The sequence below is a fragment of the Shewanella sp. ISS20 genome, from assembly GCF_056522965.1.
Genome location: NZ_JAWRZK010000001.1, coordinates 2,074,583 through 2,089,658, shown reverse-complemented (window position 1 = coordinate 2,089,658; position 15,076 = coordinate 2,074,583). Strand labels below are relative to the sequence as shown.

The following is a 15,076-nucleotide window of genomic DNA, read 5'->3' as shown; positions in this document are numbered from 1 at the left end:
TTTATCCTGCGCTCATACAAAAGGTTTGCTCTAAGTCACACTTTTGTAGCGTAAATCATGAACAATTCATATAGCCAAATAGAATAATGTTGCAGTTTTTATTCTTTTTGCTTTTTTAATGAGTCGCTAAGCTAGGCCAATCATTCATGTTACGAGCCTGCTTATGCTGTTAACACTTAATCATCAAGAGTTGCCCTTATTATCCGACAGTCAAAAGCAACTGGTGAGTCAGTTGACGACTCAGTTGTCGCCATTACAGCAAGCCTGGCTTAGTGGTTATCTTGCGGCCAGTTGCCAGCAAGCAAGCGTAGACACCTTAACTTATGCCGCGGGCGCAAGTGCTACATCCGCTAAATTGACCTTGCTGTACGGCAGTCAAACGGGTAATAGCCGCGCCATAGCCACAGACATGGCCAAAGTCATTGCAGCCCAAGGCATAGCGGTCACTTTATTGTCTATGGCTGACTATTCAGTGCGGCAATTAAAAAATGAGCAGTGGTTAGTTGTTGTAGTGAGCACTCATGGTGAAGGCGAAGCGCCGGATGATGCCATTGAGTTGCATCAGTTTTTAGGCTCTAACCGCGCGCCTAAACTCGATGGCTTACGTTATGGGGTGATAGCTCTTGGTGATTCTAGTTATGAATTCTTTTGCCAAACAGGTAAAGACTTTGATGAGCGTTTACAACAGCTAGGTGCCAGCGCAATGCTGCCTAGGCTTGATTGCGACGTTGATTATCAAGCTCTGGTTAATCAGTGGCAGCAGCAATTACTGTCTTTATTAACTGAATTAGCTGGCGCTAAGCCGAGTGCTGTGAGCGTAGCCGTAACCTCAGCGCTAAGCGCGACTGCATTTACTAAGGCGCAGCCTTATCAAGGGCAATTACTGTTAAATCAGAAGATCACCGGGCGACATTCCAGCAAAGATATTCGCCATATTGAAATTGATTTAGGAGAGTCTGAGATTAGTTATCAGCCAGGTGATGCCCTTGGCGTGTGGTTTAGTAATGATCTGGAATTAGTGTCTGAAATTGTTGCGCTTGGCAAGTTAGATGGCAGCGCTTTGGTGCAAGTGGGCGATAGCACTGTGAGTTTGCAGCAAGCCTTGTTAACTCAGAAAGAACTCACCCAGCTTACGCCTGCCACTATTGCTTGGTGGGCACAGTTAAGTGAGTCAAAAACCTTAACTGCATTAAGTGATGATAAAAATCAGCTGCGCACTTATTTAGCCACTCATCAACTTGCTGACATTATGACTGAGTTTCCCGCCGCCATCAGCGCGCAGGCGTTAGTGGATAACCTGCGCGCGCTGACGCCAAGGCTTTACTCCATAGCGTCGAGCCAGTTGGAAGTCGGGAGTGAAGTGCATTTAACTGTGGCTGTGGTGCAAGATGAGCGTGACGGTAAGTCAAGATTTGGCGGCGCCTCGCACTTTCTAGCCCAAAGCGCTGGCGATCAAGCCATTAAGATTTATGTGGAAGCTAATCATAACTTTCGTTTGCCGCCAAACCCTGACACCAAAATCATTATGGTGGGGCCAGGAACCGGAGTAGCGCCTTTTAGAGCCTTCTTGCAAGAGCGCGCCGCCAGCGGAGTGCAAGGCAGCGCCTGGTTATTCTTTGGTAATCCGCATTTTGAGCAAGACTTTTTATATCAAATCGAATGGCAGCAATACCTTAAATCTGGCGTATTGTCCCGCTTAGATGTGGCCTTCTCGCGCGATCAGGCAGAGAAAGTCTATGTTCAACACAGATTGTTAGCTCAAGGCGCGCAGGTATGGCAATGGTTACAAGAGGGCGCGCACTTTTACGTGTGCGGTGATGAAAAACGTATGGCCAAAGATGTGCATCAAGCCTTACTTAGCTTAGTGGCAGAACACGGCGGATTATCGAGCGAGCAAGCGTTGCAGTATGTTGATAATTTGCGTAGTCAAAAACGTTATCAAAAAGATGTTTATTAAGGTTAAGGAAGTCTGTGATGAGCGAGAAAAAATTAGCAATTAATGAATATCTAAAGGCTGAAAGTGACTATCTGCGCGGCACAATTAAGCAAGGCTTGGCCAGTCAACTGACCGGCGCCTTTAGTGATGCCGACCAACAGTTGATTAAGTTTCACGGCTTTTATCAGCAAGATGACCGCGATTTACGCCAAGAACGTAAGGCGCAGAAATTAGAACCTTTATATAGCTTTATGCTGCGCGCCCGAGTGGCTGGTGGCATTTGTAGCCCAGAGCAGTGGTTGGCCGTGGATAAGATAGCCTCAGATCTTACTGAATCTGGCAGCATACGTTTAACGACTCGTCAGACGTTTCAGTACCATGGTATTCCTAAACGTAATTTAAAAACCTTAATTAAAGACTTAGATAGACAAGCCCTAGATTCGATTGCCGCTTGCGGCGATGTTAACCGCAACGTTATGTGTAACCCTAATCCGCAGCAATCGAGTTTGCATCAGCAAGCCTATTACTGGGCTAAGCGTTTATCCGATGAATTACTGCCCCATACCAAGGCTTACGCTGAGATTTGGCTAGATCAAGACATGCTAGTATCGAGCGAAGACACGACAGTAGAACCCGTATATGGCAGCACTTATTTACCGCGTAAATTTAAAATGGCCGTAGCCGTGCCGCCTGATAATGATGTGGATGTGTATACCAATGATTTGGGTTTTATTGCGGTTGCCGATAACGACAAGCTGATTGGCTTTAACTTGGTGGCGGGCGGCGGCATGGGTACCACTCATGGCGATAACCGCACTTACCCAAGGCTAGCGTCTGACTTTGGTTTTATTAACGCCGAAGATACCCTCGACTTTGCCAAAGCTGTCATGACAGTGCAGCGCGACTGGGGCAATCGGGAAGATAGAAAATTATCGCGCTTAAAATACACCATAGATAAACATGGCTTTGAAGCCTTTAAGGCCGAAGTTGAGCGTCGCGCGGGTAAAGCTTTTGCGCCCACGCGCCAAGTGATTATTGGCGATCGCGGTGACAGATATGGTTGGGTGCAAGGGCTTGATGATAAATGGCACTTAACTTTATTTATTGAAGGCGGGCGGATCATCGATACCCCGAGCGCTCGCTTAATGACAGGTATGCGCGCCATCGCCACTATTCATCAAGGCGATTTTAGAATGACGGCGAATCAAAACATCATCATTGCTGGGGTGGCTCGTAAAGATAAAGCTGTGATTGAACAGCTTGCTAGGGTACATGGCTTGTGGCGTGATGAGTTGAGTTTAAGCCGCGCGCGGTCGATTTCGTGCGTGGCGTTGCCAACTTGCCCGCTGGCGATGGCAGAAGCTGAACGCTATTTCCCAGAATTTATGGATAGGATTGATGAGTTGCAACTGGCCAATGGCTTAGGGCAATTGCCGATTGTGGTGCGTATGACAGGTTGCCCTAATGGTTGCGCGCGCCCATTTGCTGCTGAAATTGGCTTAGTGGGCAAGGCCCCTGGGCGTTACAACTTATATCTGGGCGCCAATTTTACTGGCACGCGCCTTAATAAGCTTCATCAAGAGAATATTGATGAAGCGCAAATACTTGCGACTTTAAATGATTTGTTTGCTGCGTATCGAAGCCATGCCGAAACAAACGAAGGCTTTGGTGATTTCTGCGTGCGCACTCAAGTCGTGAGCGCCATTGTTGATGCTGCGAGGGATTTTCATGGTTAATCACATTCATTGGCACGACCCCGAGCAAGTCTCTTGGCTTCTTAGTCAAGAGACTGAAGTACAAGCGCAGCATTTGGCGGTTATCAATCAAGAGTTGGCGCGCATGGACGTGAGTTCGCGTCTTGCGTGGGCGCAGCAGTATTTGCCGCAAACCCAGGCGTTATCATCAAGCTTTGGTATTCAATCGGCGTTAATGCTGCATTTATTAACCCGCACTCAGCCTGATATTGCCGTATTACTGACTGATACCGGATATTTGTTTGCTGAGACTTACCGTTTTATCGATACCTTAAAAGCTCGGCTTCAGCTTAACTTGCACGTAGTGCGCGCTGAGTTATCACCAGCGTGGCAAGAAGCGCGTTTTGGTCAGTTGTGGCAGCAAGGCAAAGCGGGGTTAACTCAATATAACCGCCTTAATAAGGTGGAGCCTATGGAGCGCGCCTTAAAGGAACATCAAGTGCAAACTTGGTACGCGGGTTTACGCCGTACTCAATCCAGTACCCGTGGTCATTTAGACGTGCTATCCATTCGAGCGGGGCGCTTTAAGTGTTTGCCTGTGATTGATTGGAGCAATAAGCAAGTGCATGAATATTTAACTTTGCATGATTTACCGTATCACCCTTTGTGGGAACAAGGCTATGTGTCAGTTGGCGATTGGCATTCAAGCCAACCCCTTAGCGCCGGTATGTCTGAGGAAGATACTCGTTTCAATGGCCTCGGCCGTGAGTGTGGTTTGCATTTCGATATTTAACTGATGAATTATCCACAAGTGGCACATAAGTACTACTTGTGGGTAAGTTTTAGCCTGTCATATTATTGTCATCATCTTGCTTTAACTTCATAAACTAACAGGTTTGCCGATAGTTAATTGCAATTTGTACAACTTTTGTACACATTTTTCCACAGGGTTATGCACATGTTATTTTATGTGTGTAGACTTTGAAGTTCCCGTAGATGGTTTTGAAATGCGCTGATGGCAGTCAAGGATGACTGCAGTGAGATAACGTTAACTGATGGAAGCTGCGAATTAATTTGATTTGCCTGACGATGTTGCGATTTCTCCTTAAACTTCAGCGCTTAGAAACCACCCTTGCTCTGCAAGGAGCTTGGTTGACTTGCTGGCGCAGTCAATCTTAATTTCCCCGATTGACTGACGTGTATGTCAATCGGGGAGAAACCCTTGAAAATTCATTGACCTCTGCTTAATTATCCCCCTATGCTGTACTCAAAATCACCTTGGTTCGGATAGCCTTATGGAATTTGATATTTGCCATCAGTTAGTGCAAGAACGATATAAGTCTTTGGTTGATATGATAGAAATATCATGTCAACGCTATGCCGAGCACACAGCGTTTGCCTGCTTAGGTAAAACCTTCACCTTCAGTGATATTGAGCGTGACTCTCGACATTTTGCGGCTTATCTGCAACATAACACTAAGCTCAAACCGGGTGACAGAATTGCCATTCAATTACCCAATATCACTCAGTTTGTGATTGCAGCCTTTGGCGCGTTGCGAGCTGGCTTAATCTTAGTCAACACTAATCCTTTATACACAGAGCGTGAATTGACTCATCAATTTAATGACTCAGGGGCTAAGGCCTTAGTGGTGTTGTCGGACTTGTTGCCGACCTTAGCTAAAGTCGTGAATAACACGGCAATTGAGTATGTCATTTCGACGCACGCACTGGATTTGATTAGCCCACAGGTGCAGCCCAAAACTGGGATTAAAAATATTGAATTGCTGAAGATGCTATCCATTGGTGCCACTCTGGAATATCAAGCTGTGGATAGTCAAAGCAGTGATATCGCGGCGCTGCAATATACCGGCGGAACCACGGGTATCTCTAAAGGCGCCATACTAAGTCATGGTAATTTGCTGGCTAATGCTTGGCAGTGTCATTCGCGCTTGGGCGGGCGCATTATTGCGGGTGAAGAGATTTTTATTGCTCCTTTGCCGATTTATCATATCTACGCCTTTTTGGTGAATCTAGTCCTGTATTTTGAGCAAGGCGGTTGCTCGGTATTAATTCCTAATCCGCGCGATATTCCTGCATTAATTGCCACTATGGCTAAATACAGGTTCACTGGCTTTGCTGGCATCAATACCTTGTTCGTCGGTTTATGCCATCACCCAAGCTTTAAAAGCTTAGATTTTAGCCAGCTTAAACTCACTATTTCTGGCGGCGCCGCATTAACGCCAATTGCAGCCAAACTGTGGCAAGCCACGACGGGATGCTCGATTAGTGAAGGTTATGGTTTATCTGAAACATCCCCGGTAGTGTCGCTCAATTGCCCAGGCAAAGAAGTGCTTGGCACTATTGGCCGGCCAGTACTTGGAACCGAAGTTCGTATTCTTAATGGCGAGGGTATTGAAGTCGCTTTAGGGGAAGCGGGGGAGCTTGCCGTCAAAGGGCCACAAGTGATGCAAGGCTATTGGCAGCGCCCTAAAGAAACCGCAGATGTTATGACCGCCGATGGTTTTTTTAGAACTGGGGATATCGCCATTGCTGATGCTAATGGCATGCACACCATAGTTGATCGCATAAAAGACATTATTATCGTATCGGGCTTTAATGTTTACCCTAATGAAGTGGAAGGGATTTTATCTTCGCATCCCAAGGTGCTTGAGTGTGCTGTGGTTGGGGTTAGCGATGATAAAAGCGGTGAAGCGGTGCGCGCTGTGATTGTCTTAACGCCAGAAACGGCTGCTTGCGATGAGTTAAAGAGTGAGATTAAAGACTTTTGCGCTCAGCAGTTAACCGCCTATAAATTGCCTAAAATCATCGACTTTGTTGAGCAATTACCTAAAAGTACGGTCGGCAAAGTATTGCGGCGTCAATTACGAAGTGAGTAGCTTAAATTTACTGAATAAAAACAATCAATTGTTTGGCTGGCATTTCAATAAGAGTAACCAAGGCAACAACCTTGGTTACTCTTACGCAGTTAAGCCATTACTGATAATTAGCGCGCAGGCTAATTATTGAGGTAGCGCACTGCCATCTCAGTGCGAGATTTAGCATTGGCTTTACGCAGTAAATTTTTAACGTGAACTTTAACCGTGCCTTCGCTGATATGCAGTCTTTCTGAAATATCGCGATTGCTCTGGCCTTCAGCAAGTTCCTGCAAAATCTGCAACTCTCTTGGCGTAAGCTGTGCAATCCAGTCTTCTTCACTTGGCTGCAGTGGTTCATATTGATAATCACGAATCGCTTCACTGATGACCCTATGGCCTTGCATGGCTTGCTTGAGTTGTTCCAGCAGTAAATCAGACTCAGTGTCTTTCAGCAAATAGCCATCAGCGCCGGCGCGTAGCAGCTTTAATACATCCGCTTTGGCGTCAGAGACGGTCAAGATGACAATACGTGCAGTAATACCTTCTTGACGCAGGGCGTTAAGGGTATCTAGGCCGGTCATGCCTTTCATATTCAAGTCGAGCAAGATAATTTCCGGCTCTTGGGTTTGCAAAAGATTCAGGGCTTCCAAGCCACCGCTCGCTTCACCAAATAAGGTGAAATCATCATCTGAGGCGATCAGCTGACAAATACCGCGACGTAAAAGGGGGTGGTCATCGACCACCAAGACTGAATAAGGCTTACTCATGAAGCAAACTCCTGAGAGGGAAAGCGCAAACTGACGCAGGTTCCGCCAGAATTGTTAGTCCGAAATTCTACCACACCACTTAACTTTGCGGCGCGCTCTTGCATAATACTAAGGCCAAAATGGTGATCCCGCTCGCGAACGTGATCAATTCCTATGCCATCATCATCAATTTGGATGTAGATCTCATCCTCAGTCATGTTAGCCCTCACTGTTATGTTGTCAGCCTTGGCATGCTTAATCGCATTTAGCACAGCTTCGCGAGTAATTTGAATGATATGGATATGCTGATTACTGCTAATTTGCTGAGTGGTGAGTTGATAATCCACTGTTATTTTTGCCGTGGTTTGGCTTTGCAATTGCTCAATGACTGCATTAATTGCATTACCTAAATTGGGGTCGCTGATGGTGAGCCTGAAGGTTGATAGCAATTCGCGTAATTGGCCATAAGCGGTATTAATACCATCATTGATTTCTTGCAGCTGGCTATCAATTAAATCGCTGTGCACTTCTTTTTTGAGTGATTTACTGAGGAGGCTAATTTGGATTTTCAAAAAGGCCAAGACTTGGCCTAAAGAATCATGCAATTCGCGCGCGATAATGCCGCGCTCTTCTAATAACGCCAGTTGCTGCTGTTTATCATCTAATTGTTTAATGATTAAGGTGCGAGCCAACATCAAGGCAAAGTTAGTCAATAAGGCTTGATTGGGTTCATGCTCGCAATAAGCATGTAAGCTGCCAAGTTGCACCCCTTCAAAATCTAATGGGAAATCATGACGTTGAGCGTATAAGCTCAGATTGCTATCCCCTAAGGTAATGTTCAGCTTGCCATCATAAATGACTAGCTGCACGCCAATAAAGTCTTCCTGAGTCTTCAACTGAGTAATAGCTTGCTTAATCGCATTAAAATCAAACTTATGGGTATGCAAAATCCATAAGGTATCGTATAGAAAACTAAGTTCATTATTGGCCTTACTTAAGGCAATGGTTTTTTCAGTGACTTGATGCTCAAGCCCTTGATATAACTTGTATAATTTATCGGCGGTACTCGATAGTGCGTCACCTAGTGAGCTCAGTTCAATAAAATCAGATTGCGGCATAGCTGCCTTAAATTGACCTTTAGAAATAGCGTTAGCGGCATCCATCATGGCTTGTAACGGCCCCACCACTTTTTTACGGGTATAGCGCACGGCGAGTAACGTTAATAGCAACATAATACCGAGCCCAATCACTTGGGTAATGGCTAGGAGCTTGAGCTTAAATTCGGCGTGCTGCTCCATTTCTCGCACCAGTAAATCTATGCTTGCCACAAAGTTTTGCAGCGACTGGCTATAAGCTCTGGAATTCTCATTGGCTGCATAATGGCGCATTTGCTGCCATTTAGAGATAACTAAATGGTATTGGTCTGCCAAGGCTTGGGTAGAAGACCAATCAATTAATTGCCGTAATTCCTCTGAATGTAAGGTTTTCTCAAATTCATCGATATTGGCTTGCAGTTTATCACTGCCGGCATTGGCAAAAAAAAGTAAGCGGTAGCTTTGCATTCTTAACGAGCCTGAAGCGTTAATGGCTTTAGCATCACCTAGGCTATAGCTTAAGTTTACTAAGGCGAAACAGGCCAGAGCGCTCGACAGTAAAATGAAGACCATCATCAAGTTTAAAATGGTGGACGTGAGACTATGTTGTTTCATGAAAAGTCAGATGACGAAAACAGGGCTCTAGGATATGCATACTTTAGAGCTACATCAAGTTGAGTGATCACGAGTCTGGTGAAAATGAAAGTGTACAAAAAATGCGCGCTTCAAATATTAGTAATTACTTAATAAGTTAACTGTTTGTGAAAATTGTGAGCGGCGACACATTGGCTTTTTGATCTAGCGCATACTTCTTTTAGTATACCCCCTTGTGAGTATATTTTTAGTTTGGTTATCCATCTATTTTTGCCTTTAGAAGACACCTTTAAGGTGGAATACAATAAGATGGGAGAGAAGATGATGAGCAAAGGTAAATTATTTGCGTTAAGCGCTGTAGTTGCCGGCTGTTTCATGGCAGCAGGGGCCATGGCCAGCGATAAGACTGAACCGCGTAATGAAGTTTATAAAGACAAGTTCAAGAATCAATATGAAACTTGGCACCAGACCAGTGAAAGCGTTGAAATTGTAGATGCACTGGCGCAAGACCCTAATTTAGTGATCTTATGGGCAGGTTATGGTTTTGCCAAAGACTATAACAAGGCTCGTGGTCACGTCTATGCCATTACCGATGTTCGTAATTCTTTGCGTATCGGTGGACCTATGACAGATACCGATGGCCCTATGCCGATGGCTTGTTGGAGCTGTAAGAGCCCAGACGTGCCGCGCATGATTGAAGAGCAAGGTGAAGACGGTTATTTTAAAGGTAAATTAGGTAGTGGCGGCGCTGAAATCGCTAATACTATCGGTTGTAGCGATTGCCATGAAAAAGGCTCACCAAAATTACGTGTCGCTCGTCCATTTGCTGAGCGCGGCCTTGAAGCTCTAAATACCCCATTTGCAGAAGCCTCTCGTGCTGATAAGCAATCTATGGTGTGTGGTCAGTGTCACGTTGAATACTATTTCGAAGCGAAAGGCGATAAGAAAGGCTTTGTTAAATTCCCATGGGATAACGGTACTACCGTTGCTGACATGGAAGCTTATTACGATGCCATCGAATTTAGCGATTGGACTCACGCCTTATCTAAGGCGCCAATGTTAAAAGCGCAGCACCCAGAGTATGAAACTTGGAAAGCTGGCGTTCACGGTAAAAACAATGTCAGCTGTACTGCTTGTCACATGCCAAAAGTGACTGCTGAAAATGGCCGTAAGTTTACCGACCATAAAGTGGGTAACCCATTTGATCGCTTCGAGGAAACCTGTGGTACTTGTCATACTCAAGACAAGGCCTTCATGGAAAACCTAACCAAAGAGCGTCAAACCAAAGTTAAAGAGTTACAACTGAAAGCTGAGAAGCAATTAGTTCAAGCTCACTTTGAAGCGGCTGCGGCTTGGAAAGCGGGTGCGACTGATGCTGAAATGGCGCCAATCCTTAAAGATATCCGTCACGCTCAGTGGCGCTGGGATTATGCTATCGCCTCACACGGCGTTGCAGCGCACGCTCCTGAGGAAGCCTTAAGCGTATTAGGCTCTGCAGTAGATAAAGCGGCTGATGCTCGCGTTAAGTTAGCGCAACTCTTAGCGACTAAAGGCGTGAAGCAACCAGTAGCTATGCCAGACATTTCTACCAAAGCCAATGCACAAGCGGCTCTGGGGATGGATATGGAAGCGATGAAGGCTGAGAAAGAGCAGTTCAAGCAACAAATCCTGCCTAAGTGGGATGCTGAAGCCAAAGCGCGTGAAGCAACTTACAAATAATATTGACTAATAAAGTAAAACGCCCAGCTGTGCTGGGCGTTTTTTTGCCTGATGTAAAGCGTTTAGCCACTACTTAATGATTTTAAGTAGCTGCTTAAATCTCTCGCCTGTGGCTTCATGCTGCAACTCAAACACCATAGATTCAACCGTATGCAGCTTAGCACCTAAGGCCTGCATCATTTGAATGCCGACCTGATAATCTTGTTTGTTGCGCGATGACATGGCATCAACCAAGATAAACACTTCAAACCCCGCATGAATTAAATCGCGACACGTCTGATAGACGCAAATATGGGTTTCAATGCCAGCCAATACGACTTGCTTGCAACCATTAGCCTGTAAGCGCTCGACAAATTCCGCATTGGCCATAGCGCTGAAATGCTGCTTGGCTATCACAGGCGCATAGTGGCTCAATAATGGCTGCAGCACCTCACTGGTATGGCCAAGCTTATCGGGTAGTTGTTCGACCCATAATAAGGGGCGGTCGAACACAGACCAAGCACTGATAGCCTGTTGTAATTTGTGATGCAACTCTTTGGAGTGCCGCACGCTTTGCGCCAATTTGCCTTGCACATCGATTAAGACCAATACGCATTTATCTAACTGCAACATAGTGTTACTCCCACAATGAATTTACCTGAGTGTGCACCTTGCTCGAAATAGGTGCAAGTGTTTAATAAATGCACATATTTAGTGCGTAAGTTGGCACTATTTACCGACTAAAAATGACTAACTCATTATAAAACATGCTGTTGCATACTTGGCCTAAGGTTTGAAGTGCATAGTTATCACCAATCAATCCATGATAGTGGAGATAACGATGAAGCTAGTTACTGCAATTATTAAACCTTTCAAATTAGATGATGTACGCGAAGCCATTGCTAGCCTTGGTATTGAAGGCATGACAGTGACTGAAGTTAAAGGATTTGGTCGGCAGAAAGGACATACTGAGCTTTATCGCGGCGCCGAATACCAAGTGGATTTTCTGCCTAAGGTGAAGCTTGAAATAGCCACTCGTACTGAAAATGTTGATCATTTAATTGAGGCCATCATAGCGGCGGCGCACACGGGCAAGATTGGTGATGGCAAAATATTTGTCACCTCACTTGAGCAAGTGATCCGTATCCGCACCAGTGAAACCGACTGCGACGCTTTGTAAGGGGAATGGCCATGGAACAATTAACCGAATTGGGCTTAAGCCTTACCCAAGTAAAATATGCATTAGATACCTTTTACTTATTGATATCGGGCGCGTTAGTCATGTGGATGGCGGCCGGTTTTGCCATGCTCGAAGCAGGCTTAGTGCGCTCTAAAAACACCACTGAAATTTTAACTAAAAACCTGTGTTTATATTCGATTGCTTGTATCACCTTCTTGCTGGTGGGTTACAACATTATGTATGTCGATAACCAAGCGGGCGGTTGGTTACCGAGTTTTGGCAGCTTAATTGGTGAAGAGAGTGGTGAGCTTGGTCATGCGCTTGAATCGGATTTTTTCTTTCAAGTGGTATTTGTGGCAACGGCGACCTCAATCGTGTCTGGCGCTGTGGCTGAGCGCATGAAATTATGGGCCTTTTTAATATTTTGCGTATTTATGACAGCAGTCATTTACCCGGTAGAAGGTTACTGGACTTGGGGTAAAGGCTTTGTGTCTGCCATGGGGTTTGTGGATTTTGCGGGCAGCGGCATAGTGCACATGGCTGGCGCATCTGCTGCTTTAGCTGGGGTGTTATTACTGGGCGCTCGTAAAGGTAAATATGGCGCCAATGGTCAGGTAAATCCTATTCCTGGTTCTAACTTGCCTTTAGCCACCTTAGGCACCTTTATTCTATGGATGGGCTGGTTTGGCTTTAATGGTGGCTCGCAGCTGGCAATCAGTGATGCCAGTAACGCCAGCGCTGTGGCTAAGATTTTTGTCAATACTAACTCAGCAGCTGCCTTTGGCTCGATTGCGGCCTTAATAGTGTGCAAGCTTATTTGGGGCAAAGCTGATCTCACCATGATTTTAAACGGCGCGTTAGCAGGATTAGTGGCGATTACAGCCGATCCATTATCACCTTCAATATTACTAGCCGCATGTATCGGCATAGTCGCAGGCGGCGTAGTGGTATTCTCTATCGTGATGCTAGATAGATTTAAAATTGATGATCCCGTGGGTGCGATTTCAGTGCATGGAGTCGCAGGATTTTTAGGCTTAATGTTAGTGCCTTTATCTAATACTGATGCCACTGTGGTGAAGCAATTACTGGGCGCCTTAGTGATTTTTACTTGGGTGTTTTCAAGCTCATTATTGGTGTGGTGGCTGTTAAAGCAAACCATGGGCATTCGGGTGTCAGAAGAAGAGGAATACCATGGTATGGATGCCTCGGATTGCGGCGTAGATGCTTACCCTGAGTTCGTTTCTATAAAAAATAGCCATTAAGCTAAACTGTTAATAGTAGGGCTTTTATCACTAAGGCAACCCTAATGGTTGCCTTGTTTTTGATGAGTCATAAGTGATTACCCCATAAACAGTTAGGAGTTAACTTATGCCAAGGGAAGGTATGTTTAACCGTACACTTAAGTGTAAATTTAGTGCGCCCAAGCATAAGCCGTTAGTGGTTGGTGTTGCTGCATTGATGCGGCAAGCGGCATTCATGTTAACGGCGCTGGTATTAGCGGTTATTGTGTTAGTGGCCATGGCAGCGCTGGCAAGTAGCACTGCCTATGCAGGCAAAGTGGTAGTGCATGATGCGACTGAGTCTTTTGATGCCTTTGCCGTAAGAAATGCCCTGCGAGAAGAAAAGCAGTGGCAACAGACGCTTGCCTTTGAGCGGCAGTTAAGAATTTTGCAGGCCTTACCTATCAATTGCGTGTTAGTCGCGCCGCGCCGACCTGAGCCAAGAGCTAGCGGCCATAATAGTGCCAACAGGGATTACCAATGCGGTCAGCAATTTTATCGCCCTTATCAATATCAAGGCAAAGAGCTTTATATCGGTATTCCAGCGCCTGAGGTTACCGCCCCTTAAGCGGGTTTTCTTCTATAGTCAAAAGAGGGCTATGGAGGAATGAGTCATGCAATACTTCACGCGCTTATGGTTAATTCACTGGCTTATGGTTGGCGTTTTGGTGGGATGCGCGAGTGAGCCAATTGTGCCATCGTGGCGCACGTTACTGATTGATGATGCCTTAATTGTTGCGGCGCCAGATGCTTCTCATGCAAGTTCTGCGGCAACAGCGATTGAAACCCCAATTCCAACTCCAGAACAAGTGTTTGCCTTAAGCGAGGCCGCGCAGCAAGCGTTACTTAAGGCCATGCGTCAGGCGCAGCTTAGCAAGGGCAGTCGTTTTCAAGCGTATCAATGGTTAGCCTCTGAACTTGATTCTAGCAAGGGGCGTTTTTCTTACTATGGCTATGTGACTCAAACCGCCGAGCAAACCTTTGCAAGTCGCCAAGGGAATTGTATGTCACTGGTGGTTCTGGCATCGAGCATGGCAAAAGTGCTCGATATTCCGGTGACTTATCAAGTGGTGGAAGTCAGCCCCCATTGGGATAGACAAGGTCAATTTTATTTACTCAATGGCCATATCAATATTCGCCTTAGCGCGCCGCAAGACGTTAATCGGCTTAATTTTAGTGATGATATTCAGTTAGACTTTTTACCAGAGGCCACAATGCGCCAATACCGGGATTATCAAGTGCAGGAAAATACGGTATTGGCCTTGTTTTATAATAATTTAGCCGCCGAAGCCTTAATTAATAATGATGCGCCTAAGGCTTACCGCTTGATTAAACTCAGTTTGACTCACGACCCATTGGCTATTGCCATCAATACCTTAGCACTCATTTATCGCCACCAAGGGTTAGATAAAGAGGCGGAAACTGCCTATCACTATGGTCGCTTACTCGAACCCGATGATATGAGCTTGCTGCATAATCTGGCGATATTATTGTCATCTCAAGGCAGGCTCGATGAGTGGGCGCAAATCCATCAAAAGATAGAGCTATCAAGAATTGCTAACCCTTTTTATTACTTTGATATGGCAGAGCAGGCCTATCGCGATGGCGACTACAATAGCGCGATAGACTGGTACCAAAGAGCGTTAGGCAAGGCTGATTATCGTCCTGAGTTTTATCATGGTCTTGCTAAAAGTTACTTTCGCCAAGGGCAAGTGCAGCAAGCACAAAACTATCTTCAAAGGGCGTTGCAATTGAGCCTTAACGATAAAGAGCGGCAGCGCTATCGCGATAAATTAGACTCGTTAACTCATGTTGATTGAGCACTAAATCAACTGACTTGTAGACCAATTCTGGTCATATGCAATCTAAGCATTAAGCCTAAGGGGTATGAAAAAAACTATTGATGTCAGGTATCTGGGTTGCAATGTTAGTGGCTGCTGGTTAGATTGCTAGACTGGCGTGGTTATTTGCTGCGCGC

General features: G+C 45.5%; 12 protein-coding genes. 9 read left to right on the top strand and 3 right to left on the bottom strand.

Translation table 11 applies throughout. The features are described 5' to 3' along the window. Positions 1-163 precede the first annotated feature (163 nt). The 4 genes from AC1HDP_RS09725 to AC1HDP_RS09710 all read left to right on the top strand — a co-directional run bounded on the left by AC1HDP_RS09725 (position 164) and on the right by AC1HDP_RS09710 (position 6,527). On the top strand, positions 164-1,957 hold the full coding sequence (locus AC1HDP_RS09725) for an assimilatory sulfite reductase (NADPH) flavoprotein subunit (RefSeq protein ID WP_479638596.1): 1,794 nt from the start codon (positions 164-166) through the stop codon (positions 1,955-1,957). Between the two features lie 17 nt (positions 1,958-1,974). Further along, the gene (cysI, locus tag AC1HDP_RS09720) at positions 1,975-3,672 is read left to right on the top strand and encodes an assimilatory sulfite reductase (NADPH) hemoprotein subunit (RefSeq protein WP_479638595.1); all 1,698 of its coding nucleotides are present in this window, start codon (positions 1,975-1,977) and stop codon (positions 3,670-3,672) included. Next, the gene (locus tag AC1HDP_RS09715) at positions 3,665-4,423 is read left to right on the top strand and encodes a phosphoadenylyl-sulfate reductase (protein WP_479638594.1); all 759 of its coding nucleotides are present in this window, start codon (positions 3,665-3,667) and stop codon (positions 4,421-4,423) included. Before cysI ends, AC1HDP_RS09715 begins: the two co-directional genes overlap by 8 nt. 502 nt (positions 4,424-4,925) lie before the next feature. Next, entirely contained in the window at positions 4,926-6,527 is a 1,602-nt protein-coding gene (locus AC1HDP_RS09710) for an AMP-binding protein (RefSeq protein WP_479638593.1), read from the top strand. 119 nt (positions 6,528-6,646) lie between these two features. On the opposite strand, the gene AC1HDP_RS09705 is transcribed toward AC1HDP_RS09710, so the two are convergent. Continuing rightward, positions 6,647-7,273 (bottom strand): response regulator, encoded by a 627-nt coding sequence (locus AC1HDP_RS09705; protein ID WP_479638592.1) that lies wholly within the window; start codon positions 7,271-7,273, stop codon positions 6,647-6,649. Continuing rightward, positions 7,270-8,961: a nitrate/nitrite two-component system sensor histidine kinase NarQ gene (narQ, locus tag AC1HDP_RS09700; RefSeq protein ID WP_479638591.1), complete on the bottom strand. Its 1,692-nt coding sequence runs from the start codon at positions 8,959-8,961 to the stop codon at positions 7,270-7,272. Before narQ ends, AC1HDP_RS09705 begins: the two co-directional genes overlap by 4 nt. A gap of 300 nt (positions 8,962-9,261) precedes the next feature. On the opposite strand from narQ, the gene nrfA reads away from it, so the two are divergent. Continuing rightward, positions 9,262-10,659 (top strand): ammonia-forming nitrite reductase cytochrome c552 subunit, encoded by a 1,398-nt coding sequence (gene nrfA / locus AC1HDP_RS09695; protein WP_479638590.1) that lies wholly within the window; start codon positions 9,262-9,264, stop codon positions 10,657-10,659. A gap of 69 nt (positions 10,660-10,728) precedes the next feature. On the opposite strand, the gene AC1HDP_RS09690 is transcribed toward nrfA, so the two are convergent. Further along, positions 10,729-11,271, bottom strand: coding sequence for an isochorismatase family protein (locus AC1HDP_RS09690; protein WP_479638589.1), 543 nt, complete (start codon positions 11,269-11,271; stop codon positions 10,729-10,731). Positions 11,272-11,479: 208 nt separating this feature from the next. Between AC1HDP_RS09690 and AC1HDP_RS09685 the strand changes: the two genes are divergently transcribed. The 4 genes from AC1HDP_RS09685 (at position 11,480) to AC1HDP_RS09670 (ending at position 14,918) form a co-directional block, all read left to right on the top strand. After that, positions 11,480-11,818 carry a P-II family nitrogen regulator gene (locus AC1HDP_RS09685; RefSeq protein WP_140933530.1) on the top strand — a complete coding sequence of 113 codons (339 nt, stop codon included), beginning with the start codon at positions 11,480-11,482 and terminating at the stop codon, positions 11,816-11,818. Between the two features lie 11 nt (positions 11,819-11,829). Beyond that, positions 11,830-13,080, top strand: coding sequence for an ammonium transporter (locus AC1HDP_RS09680; protein ID WP_479638588.1), 1,251 nt, complete (start codon positions 11,830-11,832; stop codon positions 13,078-13,080). A gap of 121 nt (positions 13,081-13,201) precedes the next feature. After that, the gene (locus AC1HDP_RS09675) at positions 13,202-13,666 is read left to right on the top strand and encodes a hypothetical protein (RefSeq protein WP_479638587.1); all 465 of its coding nucleotides are present in this window, start codon (positions 13,202-13,204) and stop codon (positions 13,664-13,666) included. Between the two features lie 46 nt (positions 13,667-13,712). Next, positions 13,713-14,918: a tetratricopeptide repeat protein gene (locus AC1HDP_RS09670; protein ID WP_479638586.1), complete on the top strand. Its 1,206-nt coding sequence runs from the start codon at positions 13,713-13,715 to the stop codon at positions 14,916-14,918. Positions 14,919-15,076 lie beyond the last annotated feature (158 nt).